Origin of the sequence: Winogradskyella jejuensis (genome assembly GCF_900129745.1) — a bacterium.
GTDB lineage: Bacteria > Bacteroidota > Bacteroidia > Flavobacteriales > Flavobacteriaceae > Winogradskyella > Winogradskyella jejuensis.
In genome coordinates this window covers 626,491-643,504 of the sequence record NZ_FQWS01000002.1, presented here as the reverse complement: position 1 = coordinate 643,504, position 17,014 = coordinate 626,491, and the positions used below count along the sequence as shown (strand labels likewise).

Annotated in this window: 13 protein-coding genes; 4 read left to right on the top strand and 9 right to left on the bottom strand. The window is 34.8% G+C overall.

The genetic code is table 11. The features are described from left to right. Positions 1-63: 63 nt before the first annotated feature. The 4 genes from BUB95_RS10775 to BUB95_RS10760 are packed head-to-tail and all read left to right on the top strand — an operon-like array spanning position 64 to position 3,015. Positions 64-615, top strand: a complete 552-nt coding sequence (locus tag BUB95_RS10775) for an RNA polymerase sigma factor (RefSeq protein ID WP_073086325.1) — start codon at positions 64-66, stop codon at positions 613-615. Then, a complete protein-coding gene (locus BUB95_RS10770; RefSeq protein WP_234969259.1) occupies positions 615-1,169 on the top strand; it encodes a hypothetical protein in 555 nt (184 codons plus the stop codon). The genes BUB95_RS10775 and BUB95_RS10770 overlap by 1 nt, the downstream gene beginning before the upstream one ends. Then, complete coding sequence (locus BUB95_RS10765) at positions 1,147-2,238, top strand: hypothetical protein (RefSeq protein WP_073086323.1); 1,092 nt, start codon at positions 1,147-1,149, stop codon at positions 2,236-2,238. The genes BUB95_RS10770 and BUB95_RS10765 overlap by 23 nt, the downstream gene beginning before the upstream one ends. Before the next feature lie 45 nt (positions 2,239-2,283). Then, entirely contained in the window at positions 2,284-3,015 is a 732-nt protein-coding gene (locus BUB95_RS10760; protein WP_073087407.1) for a head GIN domain-containing protein, read from the top strand. A 43-nt stretch (positions 3,016-3,058) separates the two neighbouring features. On the opposite strand, the gene BUB95_RS10755 is transcribed toward BUB95_RS10760, so the two are convergent. The 9 genes from BUB95_RS10755 to glgA form a co-directional block, all read right to left on the bottom strand. Next, positions 3,059-3,793, bottom strand: a complete 735-nt coding sequence (locus BUB95_RS10755) for a hypothetical protein (RefSeq protein ID WP_073086321.1) — start codon at positions 3,791-3,793, stop codon at positions 3,059-3,061. Between the two features lie 44 nt (positions 3,794-3,837). Next, on the bottom strand, positions 3,838-5,217 hold the full coding sequence (locus BUB95_RS10750; protein ID WP_073086319.1) for an MFS transporter: 1,380 nt from the start codon (positions 5,215-5,217) through the stop codon (positions 3,838-3,840). Between the two features lie 73 nt (positions 5,218-5,290). Then, positions 5,291-6,118 (bottom strand): M48 family metallopeptidase, encoded by an 828-nt coding sequence (locus tag BUB95_RS10745; protein ID WP_073086317.1) that lies wholly within the window; start codon positions 6,116-6,118, stop codon positions 5,291-5,293. A gap of 76 nt (positions 6,119-6,194) precedes the next feature. Beyond that, positions 6,195-8,597: a glycoside hydrolase family 31 protein gene (locus BUB95_RS10740; RefSeq protein ID WP_073086315.1), complete on the bottom strand. Its 2,403-nt coding sequence runs from the start codon at positions 8,595-8,597 to the stop codon at positions 6,195-6,197. Positions 8,598-8,748: 151 nt separating this feature from the next. Then, entirely contained in the window at positions 8,749-10,656 is a 1,908-nt protein-coding gene (gene glgB / locus BUB95_RS10735; protein ID WP_073086313.1) for a 1,4-alpha-glucan branching protein GlgB, read from the bottom strand. Between the two features lie 3 nt (positions 10,657-10,659). Next, the gene (locus tag BUB95_RS10730; protein ID WP_073086311.1) at positions 10,660-12,294 is read right to left on the bottom strand and encodes a trehalose synthase; all 1,635 of its coding nucleotides are present in this window, start codon (positions 12,292-12,294) and stop codon (positions 10,660-10,662) included. A gap of 3 nt (positions 12,295-12,297) precedes the next feature. Next, on the bottom strand, positions 12,298-14,235 hold the full coding sequence (locus tag BUB95_RS10725) for an alpha-1,4-glucan--maltose-1-phosphate maltosyltransferase (protein ID WP_073086309.1): 1,938 nt from the start codon (positions 14,233-14,235) through the stop codon (positions 12,298-12,300). Between the two features lie 144 nt (positions 14,236-14,379). After that, entirely contained in the window at positions 14,380-15,645 is a 1,266-nt protein-coding gene (locus BUB95_RS10720) for a glucose-1-phosphate adenylyltransferase (protein ID WP_073086307.1), read from the bottom strand. Between the two features lie 5 nt (positions 15,646-15,650). After that, a complete protein-coding gene (gene glgA / locus BUB95_RS10715; RefSeq protein WP_073086305.1) occupies positions 15,651-16,853 on the bottom strand; it encodes a glycogen synthase in 1,203 nt (400 codons plus the stop codon). Positions 16,854-17,014 lie beyond the last annotated feature (161 nt).

The window sequence follows — 17,014 nt, the reverse complement described above, 5'->3', positions numbered from 1 at the left end:
GTTTTTTATTTAAAACTGTAACACTTCACAAACAAGTCTATCTATAAGTAAAAGCATTAGTTTTTGTCTACAACCAATCAAAATATAGAACAATTACTCAGGCTTTGTAGTACGGGCAACCAACGTGCACAATTAGAAATTTACAACCGCTACTACAAAGCTATGTATAACACATCAATTAGAATTGTACGAGATACGTACAAGGCAGAAGATGTAATGCAAGAGTCTTTTTTAACTGCTTTTGATAAGTTAGAAAGCTTAAAAGATAAAACAGTTTTTGGTTCTTGGCTAAAACGGATAGTAATTAATAATAGTATTGTAGAGTACAACAGGCAAATAAAGGAGAATAACGTTGCTTTAGACGATGTGCTTTATAAAGTTGAAGATAATAATGGTATTGAAGAAACCGATTTAGAAAACGAAAAAGTGAATTATATCCTAAAAACAATAAAGCAACTAAAATCTAATTACAGTTTAGGTTTAACACTGCATCTCATTGAAGGCTATGATTATGAAGAAATCTCAGAAATAATGAATATCTCTTATGCTAACTGTAGAACATTAATCTCAAGAGCTAAAGAGAGTTTAAGACAAAAACTAAGCGTTAACGCATAATGATGAATAAACAAGATAATATAGAAACTCTATTTGAAGACTTAAAAGGAAAGTTTGATGTTCTGGAGCCTAATAAAGGACATGGAGCTCGTTTCCTAGAAAAGCTCGATGCAAAATCTTCTGGAAAAAAGGAAAACAAATTGAGTACTTTTTGGAAGCCTCTTTTAGCTGTTGCAGCAAGCGTTGTTATTGCAATTAGTGTATTCGGTGGAATTAATCAAACTGAAGACACTCTTGATTTAGCTAGCGTATCTCCTGAGTTTTCTGAAGCACAAGACTTTTTTACTACTACAATTAGTGAAGAATTAAAAAAGTTAAATGCTGAGCGCTCACCTCTAACAGAAAATATTATTTACGAAGCAGAGCGTCAATTAAAAACTCTTGAAGAAGACTACGAAGATTTAAAGAACGACCTTAAAGAGAGTGGAAATGATAAGCGCGTTATTTACGCTATGATATCAAACTTTCAAAGCAGGATAGATATCCTAAACGACATATTAGATAAAATTGAAGACTTAAAAGACACAAATTATGATACAGAAAATACACTATAATTTACTAGCAGTTTTATTACTGTTACCAGCATTAGTTTCAGCTAATACACTCTCGTATAACGATGCTTTAACTACAAAAGAACGCGTTATTCAAAAATCGTACAACGTAAATAAAGATGCGACTTTAAAAGTGAGTAACCGCTTTGGTAATATTGATATTATTACTTGGGATAAAAACACTATTGAATTTGACGTTCTAATAAGAGTAAGTGGCAATGATGAAGAAAAAGTAGAAGACCGTTTGGAGAGAATAGATATTAATTTTTCAGCTTCAAATTCTCTTGTTTCTGCGATTACAAAAATTGAAAAAAATGAATCTAGATGGTGGAATTGGGGTAAAAAAATGAATCTCAAGCTTGAAATCAACTATGTTATTAAAATTCCAAAAACTAATAGCATAGACATTGATAATGATTTTGGAAGTGTTAGTGTTGACACCCTAGAAGGTGTAGCAAGAATAAATTGTGATTATGGAAAAATAACCACAAAAGAATTGCTGGCTGATGGAAACGAATTGAATTTTGACCATACAAAAGATAGCTATTTTGAGTATATAAACAGCGGAAAGATAAATGCGGATTTTAGCAGCTACACTGTTGCAAAAACCAAGAATCTAAGTATCAACGCAGACCACACCTCAAGTTATATAGAAGCTGCAGAAAACATCACTTATAACTGTGATTTTAATTCACTTAAAATAGATAATGTGAATAATATTACCGGTAATGCAGACCATCTTACGCTACGCATAGGTAGTGTCTATAAAAATGCTTCGGTAAAATCAGATTTTGGAAGTGTAAAGATTGAAAAAGTGGCTTCTAATGCTCAAAATATAGAGATTGTTGCAGAGCATGCAAGCATTACGCTAGGTTATGATTCAGCTTATCATTTTAATTTTGATATCTCCTTAGAACATGCCTCATTAAAAAACAGCGACGACTTTTACTTTTCAAAAAACATAATCAAATCATCAGATAAATACTACTCAGGCCATTATGGTGAAAGTAACACTGGAAATCTGGTTAAAATCAATTCTGAATTCGGAAGCGTAACATTTAAAAAACAATAATTAATCAAAAAACGAACAGTCATGTTTGTTATAAAACCAAAAATCATGAGAAATTTAAAATTTACATTCAGCTTTATTCTTTTATTAGCTTTAACAACATCTCATGCCCAATGGTGGGGCGGAAAAGGTGTACGAGGCAACGGAGACGTTACAACAATTACTCGAAATACCGGAGACTATGATGGTATTAAATGTGGTGGCTTTATGGACTTTAAGCTAGTTCCTGGAGAAGAAGGAAAAATTACTATTAAAGGTGAGTCCAACTTATTAGAGTATATTGTTACAGAAGTTAAAGGTGGCGACTTAGTCATTAAAGTAAAAAATGGGAAAAACATCAATCCTTCAAAAAACAATGGCATCTTAATCACTATTCCTTACAAAGATGTAGATAAAGTATCGTTAGCAGGTTCTGGAGACCTTTGGAATGAAGGTATTATAAAAGCAGATGACTTTTCTACTTCTGTAGCAGGTTCGGGAGATTTAATTTTGAATATAGATACAAACTACACTGATGCTAGTGTAGCAGGATCGGGAGATTTAACTTTAAAAGGAAAAGCAAAAAATCTTAAAGTAAGAGTTGCGGGTTCTGGCGATATTCACGGATTTAAATTAGATTCTGTAAATGTAGACGCTTCAGTTGCAGGTTCTGGAGATATCAGTGTTAACTGCTCAGGTGAACTTAAAGCTCGTGTTGCGGGTTCTGGAGACATTGAATATCGTGGTAATCCTACGAAAGAAGATACTAAGGTTTCTGGTTCTGGAAGTATTGAGAATTAAAAACAAGTTTATAAAACAAAAAAGCCGCTTTTAGCGGCTTTTTTTATTGTTTAGTATATACAAATGTTAAATCTTGTATTGTATTAACTGTAGCATCTTCTGTATTGATTACAGTAAAACCTTCTGGAATAGTAGTTGACAAAGTATTGCCCTCCAAAGTCCAATCAAACGTTCCAAAAACATCTGTAGTTGTAATGATATTCCCTGATTGTGTCCATGTAAAATTAGTTGTTTCATTTTCAAGAATACAATCTACTGTGAAATCAAATTCTTCCGAATTGTCTGGGTCAAGAAATATTTCAATATCAGCATATGAAGTACTTATCGATGCACCTGTACCATCATTATTAAAAACAAAAGTTTCGTTATTATAACAGTCCATTTCTTCTAAGAAATTGATACTACCTGTTCCATCGTTATCTAAGTCTACTGGTTCTGTTCCATTCCAAGCTGTTAATAACCACGTACCTACCACGCCTTCTTCAGTCATATCTGGAACGCAATCACCCAACTCATCAATTAAACCTTGTAAACTACCATCTTCATCACCACAAGCTGCTATTTGAGCTTCAAGAGCTGTTTTATATGCATTACATACCTCACTAAAATCTTCATTAGAAACGCCTAAAAAAGCTAGCGCAGCTTCTGCGGTATTCTGAGCTGCTAAAGCACATGCAGCTTCAGTATCTGTTATAAACTCACCTTCTAGTGGCTCATCTTCACATTGAAAAGCTGAACAAATTAAAAACACACAGAATAAAGCAATTATTTTTTTCATAATCTATATAGAATTGGGTTATGAGATTACAAACATAACATAAATTAAATTGTTTTATTTTCTGGTACTCTAAAAAGCATTACTATACCAACCAAAAAGAACATAAATAAAAACAAAATGGCATATCTCATAGAACTTATTTGGTCTACAATTGCAAATATGAGCATTCCTATTACAATCCCTATTTTTTCAGCGACATCGTAAAAACTAAAATAAGACGTGGTATCTTCTGTTTCGGGTAAAAACTTGGAATACGTCGAGCGACCTAAAGACTGTACACCACCCATTACTAAACCTACTATACCTGCTGCTATATAAAATTGAATTGGCGTTTCCATAAAGTAAGCATAAATACATACCAACATCCAAATCGTATTTACGCCAATTAGCGTTTTAATATTACCATATTTAGCAGATGCTCTAGAGGTAAATATTGCACCTAGTATGGCTACCAGTTGAATAACAAGAATACTAACTATAAGTCCTACTGTCTTCTCACTATCTGAACCCCACAAAATTTCTTTTTCACCGAAATATACGGCCATTAGCATAATGGTTTGTACCGCCATACTAAATACAAAAAAGGCATTTAGATATCTTTTTAATCTTAAATTCCCTTTTAATTCTTTCCAAACATTTTTTAATTCCTTAAATCCATTAAATAAAACTTCTTTGGTCACCTTATGTCCGCTAGAGACTCCTTTTGGCAGTATATAAAAACTATATTGGCTAAATCCTATCCACCATAATCCAACAGTAATAAATGAAATCTTCATAGCTTTAACAGCAGCAATATTCTTAGCCGTCTCCATAGCCTCAGCTATCGCAATTTCATTTCCTGAGTTTGCAATTTCATTAGAAATACTAATATCAAAGCCAAAATATTGAGGCATCATTACCATTCCTAGGTTTATTAGCAATAAAATTACACTACCTATGTAACCCAATGAAAATCCTTTAGCACTAGCAGAATCTTGCTGTTCTTCAAAAGCTATGTCTGGTAAATATGAATTATAGAATACAAGACTGCCCCAGTATCCTAAGAGTCCCATGAAATAAAACAGCAGACTTGTATGAATCATATCTAAGTTAAACCAATAGAGCCCCATACATCCAATTCCACCCATGTAGCAAAAAAACTTCATAAAGCTTTTCTTATTGCCAACATAATCTGCTATACCAGATAATATTGGAGAAGAAACTGCTACCACCAAAAATGTGAATGCTGTAATTATTGAAATAAGTACGGTTTGCTTCATTTCAAAGCCAAAAGCATTGACTAATTCATTTTTATCAGTGAATAATGTTGAATAAAAAATGGGGAATATTGAAGATGCTATAGTTAAAGTATATACAGAGTTTGCCCAGTCATAAAATGCCCAAGCATTAATCAATTTTTTACTCCCTTTTTCAAATGTTGCCATAAGTATTTTTTAAAATAAAAAGCCGCTCAATTGAACGGCTTACTAAAGTAAACAATATATTATTATCGTTAGATTAATTTATTGGTCTAAACTCGGTGACTCCGAATTTTGCAGCTTCAGCTTTAGCCGCAGGAGCCCACTGTTTTAAGTTATTGATACGTGTATCGTTACTTGGATGCGTACTTAAAAACTCTGGTGGTGCTTGTCCTCCGCTCTTAGCTTTCATACGTTTCCATAATTCCGAAGCTTCATCTGGATTGTAACCAGCTAATGCCATCAATCGTAATCCTATTTCGTCTGCTTGTGTCTCATGAGAACGACTAAAAGGTAGCATACCTCCAACAGTAGAAACAACACCATATGACTGGTTAAATATTTGCTGCTTTTGTGGGTCGTTCATCAATGCTACATTTCCAGCTAAGGCTAAACCTTGCTGTAAGTAGGCAGCACTCATACGTTGTTGACCATGATTAGCCAAAGCGTGGGCTACCTCGTGTCCCATAATAGCTGCTACACCTGTTTCATTAGCTGCTATTGGTAAAATACCTGTGTAAAATGCTATTTTACCACCTGGCATACACCAAGCATTTACCTGCTCAGATTCTATAAGCTTATATTCCCATTTGTAATCTTTAAGATAACCTTGATGTCCGTTAGCATTAAGCCAGCGCTCAGATGCTACTGCTATTCGCTGTCCAACACGTCTAATCATCTCGGCCTCTGATGTACCAGTAACAACTTTATTTTCACTTAACACTTGGTTATACTGAGAAAATGAAGCTGGAAATAGTTGATTATTTGACACAAAAGCCATTGTTTTTTTACCAGTAAACGGATTGGTTGCACATGATATAAACATGAGAAGCAATACCAATATTGCTGTGATTTTTTTAGTATTCATGATGATTAAAATTGTGTTGCTTACTAAAATACAAAAAACACTTCTACTATAAAACTTAGTTTAATAAGAAGTTGAATTATGCCATAAAATGAAGTTCAGAAAAGTTCTTATCTACAACTATACTATGGGTTCCATTAACTTTTATTTGTTCTAAAGAAATAGTCTGATTGTCTAATTCAATTTCGTTAATATCAAAAGGTAAACCATGAATATTTATCTTGAAGGTTTCGTATTCAGTAATGTATTTACCTTCTTTAAATTGATTAATTATAAGCTCATCTTTTCGTCCAGTTAAAGTGAAATTTCTTAGGCTATAACGCCCTTTAGTATAATCATATCCATCATTGGCATCACTAAACAATTCGCTATTTTCCTTTCCTTCTTTATAATAGACATCTAGTGTTATCTCTGTAATTTTCTTTTCTCCGACATACTGTTGTATAGGATATTTAGGAATTATAGCGCCTTCTTTTACAAAAATTGGCATACTATCAATATCGGCATCGACCCACATTTCTTTACCGCCTTTTACAACCTCATCGGTCCAGTAATTATACCAGCTACCTCTTGGCAAATACATTCGACGACCTTTTGCATTTGGTTCTAAAATAGGGCAAGCTAAAATGTGTTCACCAAAAATAAATTCGTCAGTTCTATAATGTGTTTGCACATCTTCCTGATCGTATAAGACTAACGATTTAAGCATTGGTGTACCGTGGTCAACATAGTTCCAAAATGCTGTATACAAATACGGAAGTAATTGATACCTAATTTCTATAAACTTACGAACGATATCTGTTACATCCTCATCAAATGCCCAAGGTTCTTGGTCGCCGTGATCGCCTGAGGAATGTACTCTAAAAAATGGATGAAAAATTCCCAGTTGAATCCAACGTGTGAATAATTCGCCTTGTGGCTGCTCGGCAAAACCACCAATATCACTACCTGCAAATCCAAAACCAGACATTGCCATGCGTTGTGCCTGAATATTAGCTATCCAAAGATGCTCCCACGTTGCCACATTATCTCCAGTCCATGTCGACGTATAGCGCTGCGTACCCGAATAAGCTGCTCTTGTTATTACAAAAGGGCGCTTTGGATATCGAAATTTTTTAAGACCATGATAAGTCGCTCTAGCCATTTGCATCCCATATATATTGTGCGCTTTTCTATGACTACATGGATTTCCATCGTAATCATGACGCACATCATCTGGAAAGGTTTTATTAGGTACTTCCATGACTGCTGGCTCGTTCATATCATTCCAAACACCCTTAATACCAACATCTTCAATAAGTTCTTTAAAAAGTCCCGACCACCAATCTCTTACTTCTGGTCTCGTAAAATCTGGAAAGTAACATTCTCCTGGCCATACTTTTCCTTTCATATATGCTCCATCTGCTCGTTTACAGAAGTAATCTTTTTCTAATCCTTCTTTAAAAACAGAGTAATGCTTATCTATTTTGATTCCTGGATCAATTATAGCAACAGTTTTAAAGCCATCATCTTCAAGCTCTTTAACCATACGTTTTGGGTCAGGAAAATGCTCTTTATTCCATGTAAAGCAACGAAAACCATCCATGTAATCAATGTCTAAATAAATAGCATCGCATGGTATTTGAAGCTTTCTAAAGGTAGATGTAATCTCTTTAACTTTACTTTCTGGATAGTAACTCCACTTGCATTGATGAAAGCCCAACGCCCACATTGGCGGTAATTGGTGAGGCTTTCCTGTTAAATCAGTATAACTTTCTACAACATCTGTCATTTTTGGGCCATAGAAAAAATAGTAATTCATTTCGCCACCTTGCGCCCAAAAACTTGTTACGTTTCGTCGCTCGTTTGCAAAGTCAAAGAAACTCTGAAATGTATTATCGAAAAAGACACCATAAGCTTTGCCATGATGCAAGCCAGTATAGAAAGGAATAGATTTATAAATTGGATCGGTATCTTTGCCATAAGCATAAGAATCTGTAACCCAGTTGGTATAACGCTTACCTTTTAAATTTAGATGATTAGGTTTATCACCCAGTCCGTAATAGCTCTCGCCATCATTAGACACCTTACTCATTTTTACGATATTACCTCCAAACTGATAACTTTCTTCCCAGTGAAATCCTATTTCATCTTGGTTAATTAGCGTGTTATCCTTAGCATCAAAAATACTTACACGAAGGCTCTCTTTAGAAATCTCACAACGTAATTTAGAAGTTGTAACTATGTACTTATCCTTCTTATCATCTATTTCTAACTTATTATAACCTGTACTGGCGTATTTTGTAATGGCATAAGAGAAGTCATTATCAAAATTACCAACCGTAGTATATCTAAAACGTAAAACACTGTCTCTTACAACAGTTATCTGAAGAATGACATCATTATTGGTATAGAAATAAAGCCTATCGACATCCTTTTTAAAGTCTATTATTTTTGAAGGAAATTGGTTTCCTTTATTCTCTAATTCGGTATTTACAATCATAGCACGATTTTAGTGTAAAATGTGCGTAAAAAAACGGAAAAAAACTAACTTATAAAAGTCTTAAAAACACTAATTATAAGCTGTTTATTAACTACATCGATTGCGTTAAATATGGTAGATTAAAAACTCAATAAATTCCTCAAACTTCTGGTTAAGAATATTTAAATACAACTAATCCCAAAGGTGGAATATCTACTTCGATGGAATCGTCTCTAAACTGCCAAGCTTCATCCTTTGTAGTTTGCATTTTGTTCTTGTAGGCTCCACTTCCATAATACTTTTTTAAGTCGCTATTAAAGATTTCCTTTAGTTTCCCTGCTCTTGGCATTCCTATTTTATAGTTTTCTCTAGGAATAGGCGTCATATTACAAGCGATAACCAAATCGTCTTTAGTATCATTTCCTTTTCGGATATAAACCAATACAGAATTTTCAGAATCATTGTAGTCTATCCATTCAAAACCTTCTGCTGAGAATTGTTTTTGGTAAAGTGCAGGTTCTTTTTTATAGAGTATATTTAAATCTTTTATTAAAGCTTGCACGCCTTTGTGCGGTTCGTATTGCAATAAATGCCAATCTAGGCTTTGTTGAAAATTCCACTCTTCGCTTTGTCCGAACTCTGCACCTTGAAACAATAAATTTGTTCCAGGATGTGTAAACATATAACTATACAATAAACGCAAGTTTGCAAAACGCTGCCACTCATCTCCTGGCATACGTCCTAAAATAGAATGCTTACCGTAAACGACCTCATCGTGACTAAGTGGTAGCATAAAATTTTCTGTAAAAGCATAGGTCATACTAAAGGTTAAGTCGTTCTGATGATGCTTTCTATAAATAGGTTCTTTGGCAAAATACTGAAGCGTATCGTGCATCCATCCCATCATCCATTTCATCCCAAATCCTAAACCACCAATGTAGGTTGGTTTTGATACCATAGGAAAAGACGTTGATTCTTCGGCAATGGTTTGTACATCTGGAAAGCTTTCATAAACCGCTTCATTCATTTCGCGCATAAAAGAGATGGCTTCTAAATTTTCACGCCCACCAAACATGTTTGGTTCCCACTCACCATCTTCTCTACTGTAATCTAAAAATAACATCGATGCCACGGCATCAACTCGCAATCCATCTGCATGATATTGGTCTAGCCAAAAAATAGCGTTGCTTATTAAAAACGATTTTACCTCGTTTCGACCATAATTAAAGATTAAGCTCTTCCAGTCTGGATGGTAGCCTTTTCGTTTGTCTGGATGTTCGTACAAACAGGAACCATCAAAAAAACCGAGGCCATGCGCATCTTCGGGAAAATGCGATGGTACCCAATCGAGAATAATACCTATATCGTTTTGATGTAATTTATCAACAAGTAATTTAAATTCTTCGGGATATCCAAAACGTGATGTTGGAGCAAAGTAGCCTGTAAGCTGGTAACCCCAAGATGGGTCGTAAGGATACTCCATGATGGGCATTAACTCTACATGCGTAAAATTCATCTCCTTTACATAATTCACCAAATCGTCCGCTAATTCTACATAAGATAAAAAACGGTTTTCTTCTAGTTGTTTTTTCCAAGAACCGAGATGTACTTCATAAACCGAAAAAGGAGCATCTAGCGCGTTATGCTTTGCTCTTTTCTTCATCCAATTATTGTCTTTCCATTTGTAGTTGTCATCCCAAACGATTGATGCTGTTTTTGGTGGATGTTCACAGCGTCTAGCATATGGGTCGGCCTTTTCGGTTTTAATATCGTTATGATGGCTTTGTATTTTGTACTTATAAATACTCCCTTTTCCTGCACCTGGGATAAAACCTTCCCAAATACCGCTTTGGTCCCAGCGCACATTAAGCTGGTGCTCGCCTTCTAACCAAAAGTTAAAATCGCCTATGACAGATACAGATTTAGCACTCGGCGCCCAAACAGCAAAATAGGTGCCCTCGACACCATTTAAAGTCATGATGTGAGAACCAAATTTCTCGTATAATCGGTAATGCTTCCCTGATTTGAATAGGTTGATATCAAATTCTGTAAATAGACTGTGCGGTGTTACTTCTGCCATAAATTAGTTGTTGATAATGTTTGAAATTCCCTTGAGCGGAATAACAGCCCATCGTGGACGTGAATTAAGCTCGTAACCCAACTCGTAAACTGCTTTTTCTAATAATGAGTATTTCAACAAGAAAATGCGTTCTTGGTTATAACCTATATTGATATTAGCTTCTTGTATCTCATAAACATAAGTTCCTAAAAATACACCAACTAGATATTGGTAAAGTTTTTCACCAGCTTCAAACAGTTCTTCCTGAGAATGCTTATATAATTTTATATTGTTGAATATTGTTGCATAAATGGCATAATGAAATGACCTAAATATACCTGCTACATCTTTAAGTGGTGGTTGCTTAACTTTTCTGTCTCTAATTGTACTTTCTGGCTCGCCTTCAAAATCTAGTATATAAAAATCATCGCCTTTTACAAGAACTTGACCTAAGTGGTAATCCCCATGAACACGTAAACGTTCGCTTTTTAATTTAGTCCAATCGAAGCTTACAAAACGTTTTCTTATCTCGTTTTTCTTATCTAAAAACTCGTTTGCCAATTCTAAGGCCAAACCATCGAGCTTATGAAGATTGTTTTCTACGGTATTTAACCGATTTTGAAATTGGTACAACAGTCTATTTTTTAACCAAACTGTATAATCGTTATTAAAGCGTGTTGGTGTAAATGCCGTATCCTCGAATTCCGACCCCAAAGCAATGTGCATCTCGGCAGTGCGTTTTGCTAATTTCTGAATCTTTGTAAAAATGTTTAGCCCTGCCCAATCTATAATTTGTGGCGGCACATCTCTTATATCTAAACGAAGAAAATCTTCAGTTCTTGGTAAATTGGCAACGGTAATGTTTTTGTACTCTAAGTTAGAAAACACTTTATGAAGCTCACTTAACATATAATCCCAAGCATCTCCATCATTCTCTACCATTTCTTGCATTAAACCAATGGTAATATTTACATTTTCGTGGTCTTTTATTTGAATGCTTCCTAAATATGCAGGTGTATTTTTGAATTCTTTTTTCTCTGAAAGAAACCGACTCATCTCGTAATCGGGATTTCGGTCTGCATATATACGTCTGAAGAATTTGAGAACAAACTTTTCGTTATAGACTATTGAGGTATTACTTTGCTCCAGCCCCATAAATCGTGATGATTCGTAAACAACATCGTGAAATAATAAACTTTTATTGTACTGAACTCGCGTGGTATCGTTAGGAACTGCGGTTAAAATACGTTCAAACACGACTTTTCTAAACGCTTCTAGATTAATAGCGTCGATAATAAACCCTTCTTGATTTTGTATACTAATTGGTAAAATTCTATCATCTTGAGCAAAATTCTCGTCCGATACAAACGCTATTGGTAAAAAATAGTGTTGATAAAACGCTTCAACAAAATTCACTTCTAAAATTAGACCGTAGTAGACCTCTTCATTTTGCTGAATTCTAAAATATTCAGCTAATTCAATATACTTTAACTTACTCGCTTTTCCGCCATACCAACGCTGCTTAATAATGTAATCTTCAAGAACATCTGAAAGAAACACTTTTACGAAGTCCTTATTTTTCATAAGTTCTTCCCAGCGTGTATCAAAATTGTAGAGCGCTGTTTTCTGTATTTTAGATGAGGTCGATTTCTTGGCCATTTTCTATTTATTTATCTTAAATATATGAAATGGTAAGGTTGGGTGCAACTCTACAAAATTCCACTCGCTATGCCAATTGTAACTGCTTCCTGTAACTAAATCCTTTACCGTAATTTGTTGACCGTTATGAATACCTAAATCTTGTAACGGTAATTGTACGGTTCCCTGTTGTGCATAGTACTGGTCCAAACTAATAATTATTAAAAGCTCGTCCGTTTTGTCTTGATTCCACTTATAAAAGGCTAAAAGATTATCATTTTCGACATGACAAAATTTAATGTTGTTGGTCTGTTGTAAAGCTTCGTGCTGATGCCGAATTTGATTGATTTTTGAAATAATCATCGTTAGTTTATTCTGCTTAAACCAATCGTAATGCTTTAGCTGAAATTTCTCAGACATATAGTATTCCTCTTTACCAGGAATGGCATCATCTATCATCTGCTCAAATACCGGCCCGTAAATACCAATATTAGAGCTTAAGGTCGCTGCTAGCGCATAACGTTGCATATACTTAGACTCGTTAGCACCTTGCAAATGAAAAGGATTAATATCTGGTGTATTTGGCCAGAAGTTTGGGCGCATATACTCACGTTGATTGGTTTGCGTAAGCTCAGTCATATACTCTACAAGTTCTTGCTTTGTATTACGCCATGTAAAATAGGTATACGACTGTGTGTAACCTTGCTTAGCTAGTTGCTGCATGACTTTTGGCTTTGTAAAAGCTTCTGCTAAGAAAAGCACATCGGGATGTTCCTTTTTGACTTCTGAAATAATCCAATTCCAAAAATAATAAGGTTTGGTATGTGGATTATCTACTCTAAAGACATTAACACCGCAATCTATCCAGTAAAAGAGCGTATCTAAACATTCTTTCCAAAGATTTTTATAGTCCTTACTTTCCCAATAAATAGGTAAAATATCTTGATACTTTTTTGGTGGATTTTCAGCGTATTGTACTGTTCCGTCTGGTCGCCATTTAAACCAATCTGGATGCGATTTTACCCATGGATGGTCTGGCGCAGCTTGTAGTGCATAATCCATAGCAATCTCAATGCCTAAGTTTTTAGCTTTTTTTACCAAAGTCTTAAAATCTTCTACAGTTCCCAATTTTGGATGAATGTCTTTGTGACCACCTTCGTGGGAGCCAATACCCCAAGCTGAGCCTACATCACCATCATATGCTTCGGTCGTATTGTTTTTTCCTTTTCTATTAACATAGCCTATTGGATGTACTGGTGGAAAATACAAGGTATCAAAGCCCATTTCAGCTATACGAGGCAGTAATCTTTCGCAGTCTTTAAAGGTGCCATGTTGTCCTTCTATCTCTGAAGCTGACCTTGGAAAAAACTCGTACCATGTGCTAAATAGTGCTTTTTTTCTATCTACATAGACTTGATAAACTTCCGTTGAATTTGCTAAAAATTTTTCGGGATATTTATAAAAAATTTGGTGTAGCGTTTCGCTTTTTGCTTCTGCAACAGCGTTGTCGTATTGATTTTCATCACCAAAAGCATCGATACACATTTGGAGATATTTTTTTTCTGATGCTGTAGCCTTTTTAAGTAACGGCTTTAAATACTCTATACCTTCAAGTAACTCTGACTTAACATGCTGATTATCTTCAATTTTTCGCTCAATACCATGTTGCCAGTTTAGGGCGTAATCTACCCAAGCTTCGACTTTATACGAATAAAATCCTTGCTTTTCGACAGTAAAAGATGCTTTCCATTCGTCGTTATTAATTAGCGCCATGCGCGTTTCTTTCCAACTACGTTCTTTTTCATGTTTATATAAAACAGATGCTGCAATAACATCGTGACCGTCTACGAGGACATGCGCATCAATATTAATTACTTCATTTACAATTCGTTTTATAAAAAATTTACCATCATTAATTTGTGGCGATACATAATCGATGACAACTCGCTTTTGATTTTGCATTTTTAAAAAATATTGACTTTAAAATTCCGAATTTAATAAAATTAGAGTGGATTTTGAGTAATGAAACGCTATAATTGACCATCTTAAGAAATTACAACGTTTGCGTAATTTATTTAAGAACTGAAAAAGTAAAAAGGACTAAAATTATATAACAAAACCTTTAGGAATAACAGCACCTTTTTTAATGACCACGATGCCGTCTTTAATGAGGTACATCTCAGTCTCTTTGTCTTCAAGATGTTTACCGCCATTGATACGGACATCATCGCCTATCCTGCAATTTTTATCAATAATTGTGTTTTTAATAAAGCATCGCTCTCCTATTCCTAAAAGGATTGGGATATTATTAGATTGTATTTCTTCTAACGATTCGTAAAAATCGCAACCCATCATATAGGTATTAATTACTGTAGATTCCTTACCTATACGAGAGCGAATTCCTATAACGGAACGCTCAATCATTGCGGCGTGAATTAGACAGCCTTCTGCAATAACTGATGAATTTAACGTTGTACCAGAAATTTTTGATGTTGGTAAAATACGTGCTCTTGTATATACACGCTGATTGACGTCGTATAAATTAAAATCTGGAATGGCATCTGTTAAACCCAAATTAGCCTCGAAAAAAGAATCTATATTTCCGATATCTGTCCAATAGCCTTCAAACGGATAGCTCAAAGTTTTGTGTTTGTTAATCGATTGCGGAATTATTTCTTTACCAAAGTCTATAGTATCTGGGTTATCCATTAACTCAATAAGCAAATCTCTGTTAAATATGTAAATACCCATGGATGCCAAATATTCTCTACCATCAGATTTCATATCATCACTAACTTCAGATTTCCAATCTTTTAATTGATCTTCCGAAGGCTTTTCGATAAATGAAGTTATGACATTATTTTCGTCGGATTTTAAAATCCCAAAAGACGTGGCATCTTTTGCATTTACAGGGTATGTTGCTATGGATATTTTTGCTCCAGCTTCTTCATGTCTTGCAATCATATTATTGAAATCCATCTGATACAATTGGTCGCCAGAAAGAATAAGCGCATATTCAAAATCATGCTGAAGAAAATGATGCATACTTTGTCTAACAGCGTCTGCTGTGCCTTGAAACCATTTGTCGCTAGCAATGGTTTGTTCGGCCGCTAAAACATCGACAAAGGCAGAGCTAAAAAAACTAAAATGATACGTGTTTTTTATATGCCTATTAAGAGAAGCAGAATTAAACTGAGTGAGCACGTACATGCGTTTTATATCTGAATTGATACAATTTGAAATAGGTATATCTACCAACCTGTACTTACCTGCTATCGGTACAGCTGGTTTAGATCTAGAAGCAGTTAATGGGTATAATCGAGAACCTTGTCCTCCGCCTAGTATAATACTGAGTACTTTATCGTTAATCATTACTCTTAAATTAAAGCTTTATAAATAGTTAGTGTTTGTTTGGCTATGGCTTCCCAATCGAAATAATCTTCTACGCGTTGTCTTCCTTTTTTAGCCATAGACTCACGACGTTTTTCATCCTTAACCAACGTATTAATACCGTTTGCCAAATCTCTTGAAAATTTATCAGGATTAACAGGCTCAAAAGGCGCTTTATTTTGTTGCTCTACAGGAATTAAAAGTCCTGTTTCGTTATGTACAACAACCTCTTTAATACCTCCAACAGCACTTGCCACTACTGCTGTCTCACAGGCCATTGCCTCTATATTAATAATTCCAAAAGGCTCGTATATCGAAGGACAGCAAAACACGTCTGCATGAGAATATAATTGAATAACCTCTTGCTTTTCTAGCATTTTATCTATCCAAATAATATTGCCTCTGCTCTCAGATGCTTTTTTAACGGCTTCCTGCATTTCTTTGGCAATTTCTGCAGTATCGGGAGCGCCTGCGCACAATACAATTTGGGTTTCTGTGTCTATATATTTGATAGCGTTAACAAGATGTATAATTCCTTTTTGGCGCGTAATACGTCCTACAAATAACACATAAGGTTTATCAGGATTTATACCATATTCTTGAAGTGTAGATGTGTCATTTACCACAACATACTCCTTTAAATCTATGCCGTTGTACACAACTTCTATCTTATCTTCTTTGACATTAAAATGCTTTAGAACATCTTCTTTAGTTTCATCTGATACAGCGATAATAGCATCTGCCATTTCTATGGCTGTTTTTTCTATCCAAGAAGATGTATCATAACCTCTACCTAATTGTTCGCGTTTCCAAGGGCGTAATGGTTCTAAGGAATGTGTAGTAATTACCAAAGGAATACCGTAACATAATTTGGCCATAATACCTGCAAAATGCGAATACCACGTATGGCAGTGCACAACATCTGCATTTATTACTTCTGCATTCATGGCAATGCAGGTACTTAACGTTTTAAAAATAGGCTTCAGTTTGTCGTCTGCACCCTCAAAACTTAATGTCTCGAACGGAAATCCCTGAACTTGCAGGTTAGGTTCAGTAGTGTTTTGGTCTCCAAAAGCGCGAACTTCTACATCTATGTATTTCGATAGATTTTTTGCTAAATATTCTACATGAACTCCAGCGCCTCCATAAACATACGGCGGAAATTCTCTAGTTAGAAATAAGGCTTTCATAAAAATGTGTAAGTATTAGTGTTCTACAGAGACAAACTGTTAAGTTTTAGATATTGTAAATAAAACTTAAATATAATCTAAAATTTAAAGAATTGAATTAAGATTAGGTTAAAGTGCCTTTACAATACTATTTTACTAATTATCTTTACTAAAATTTAAAT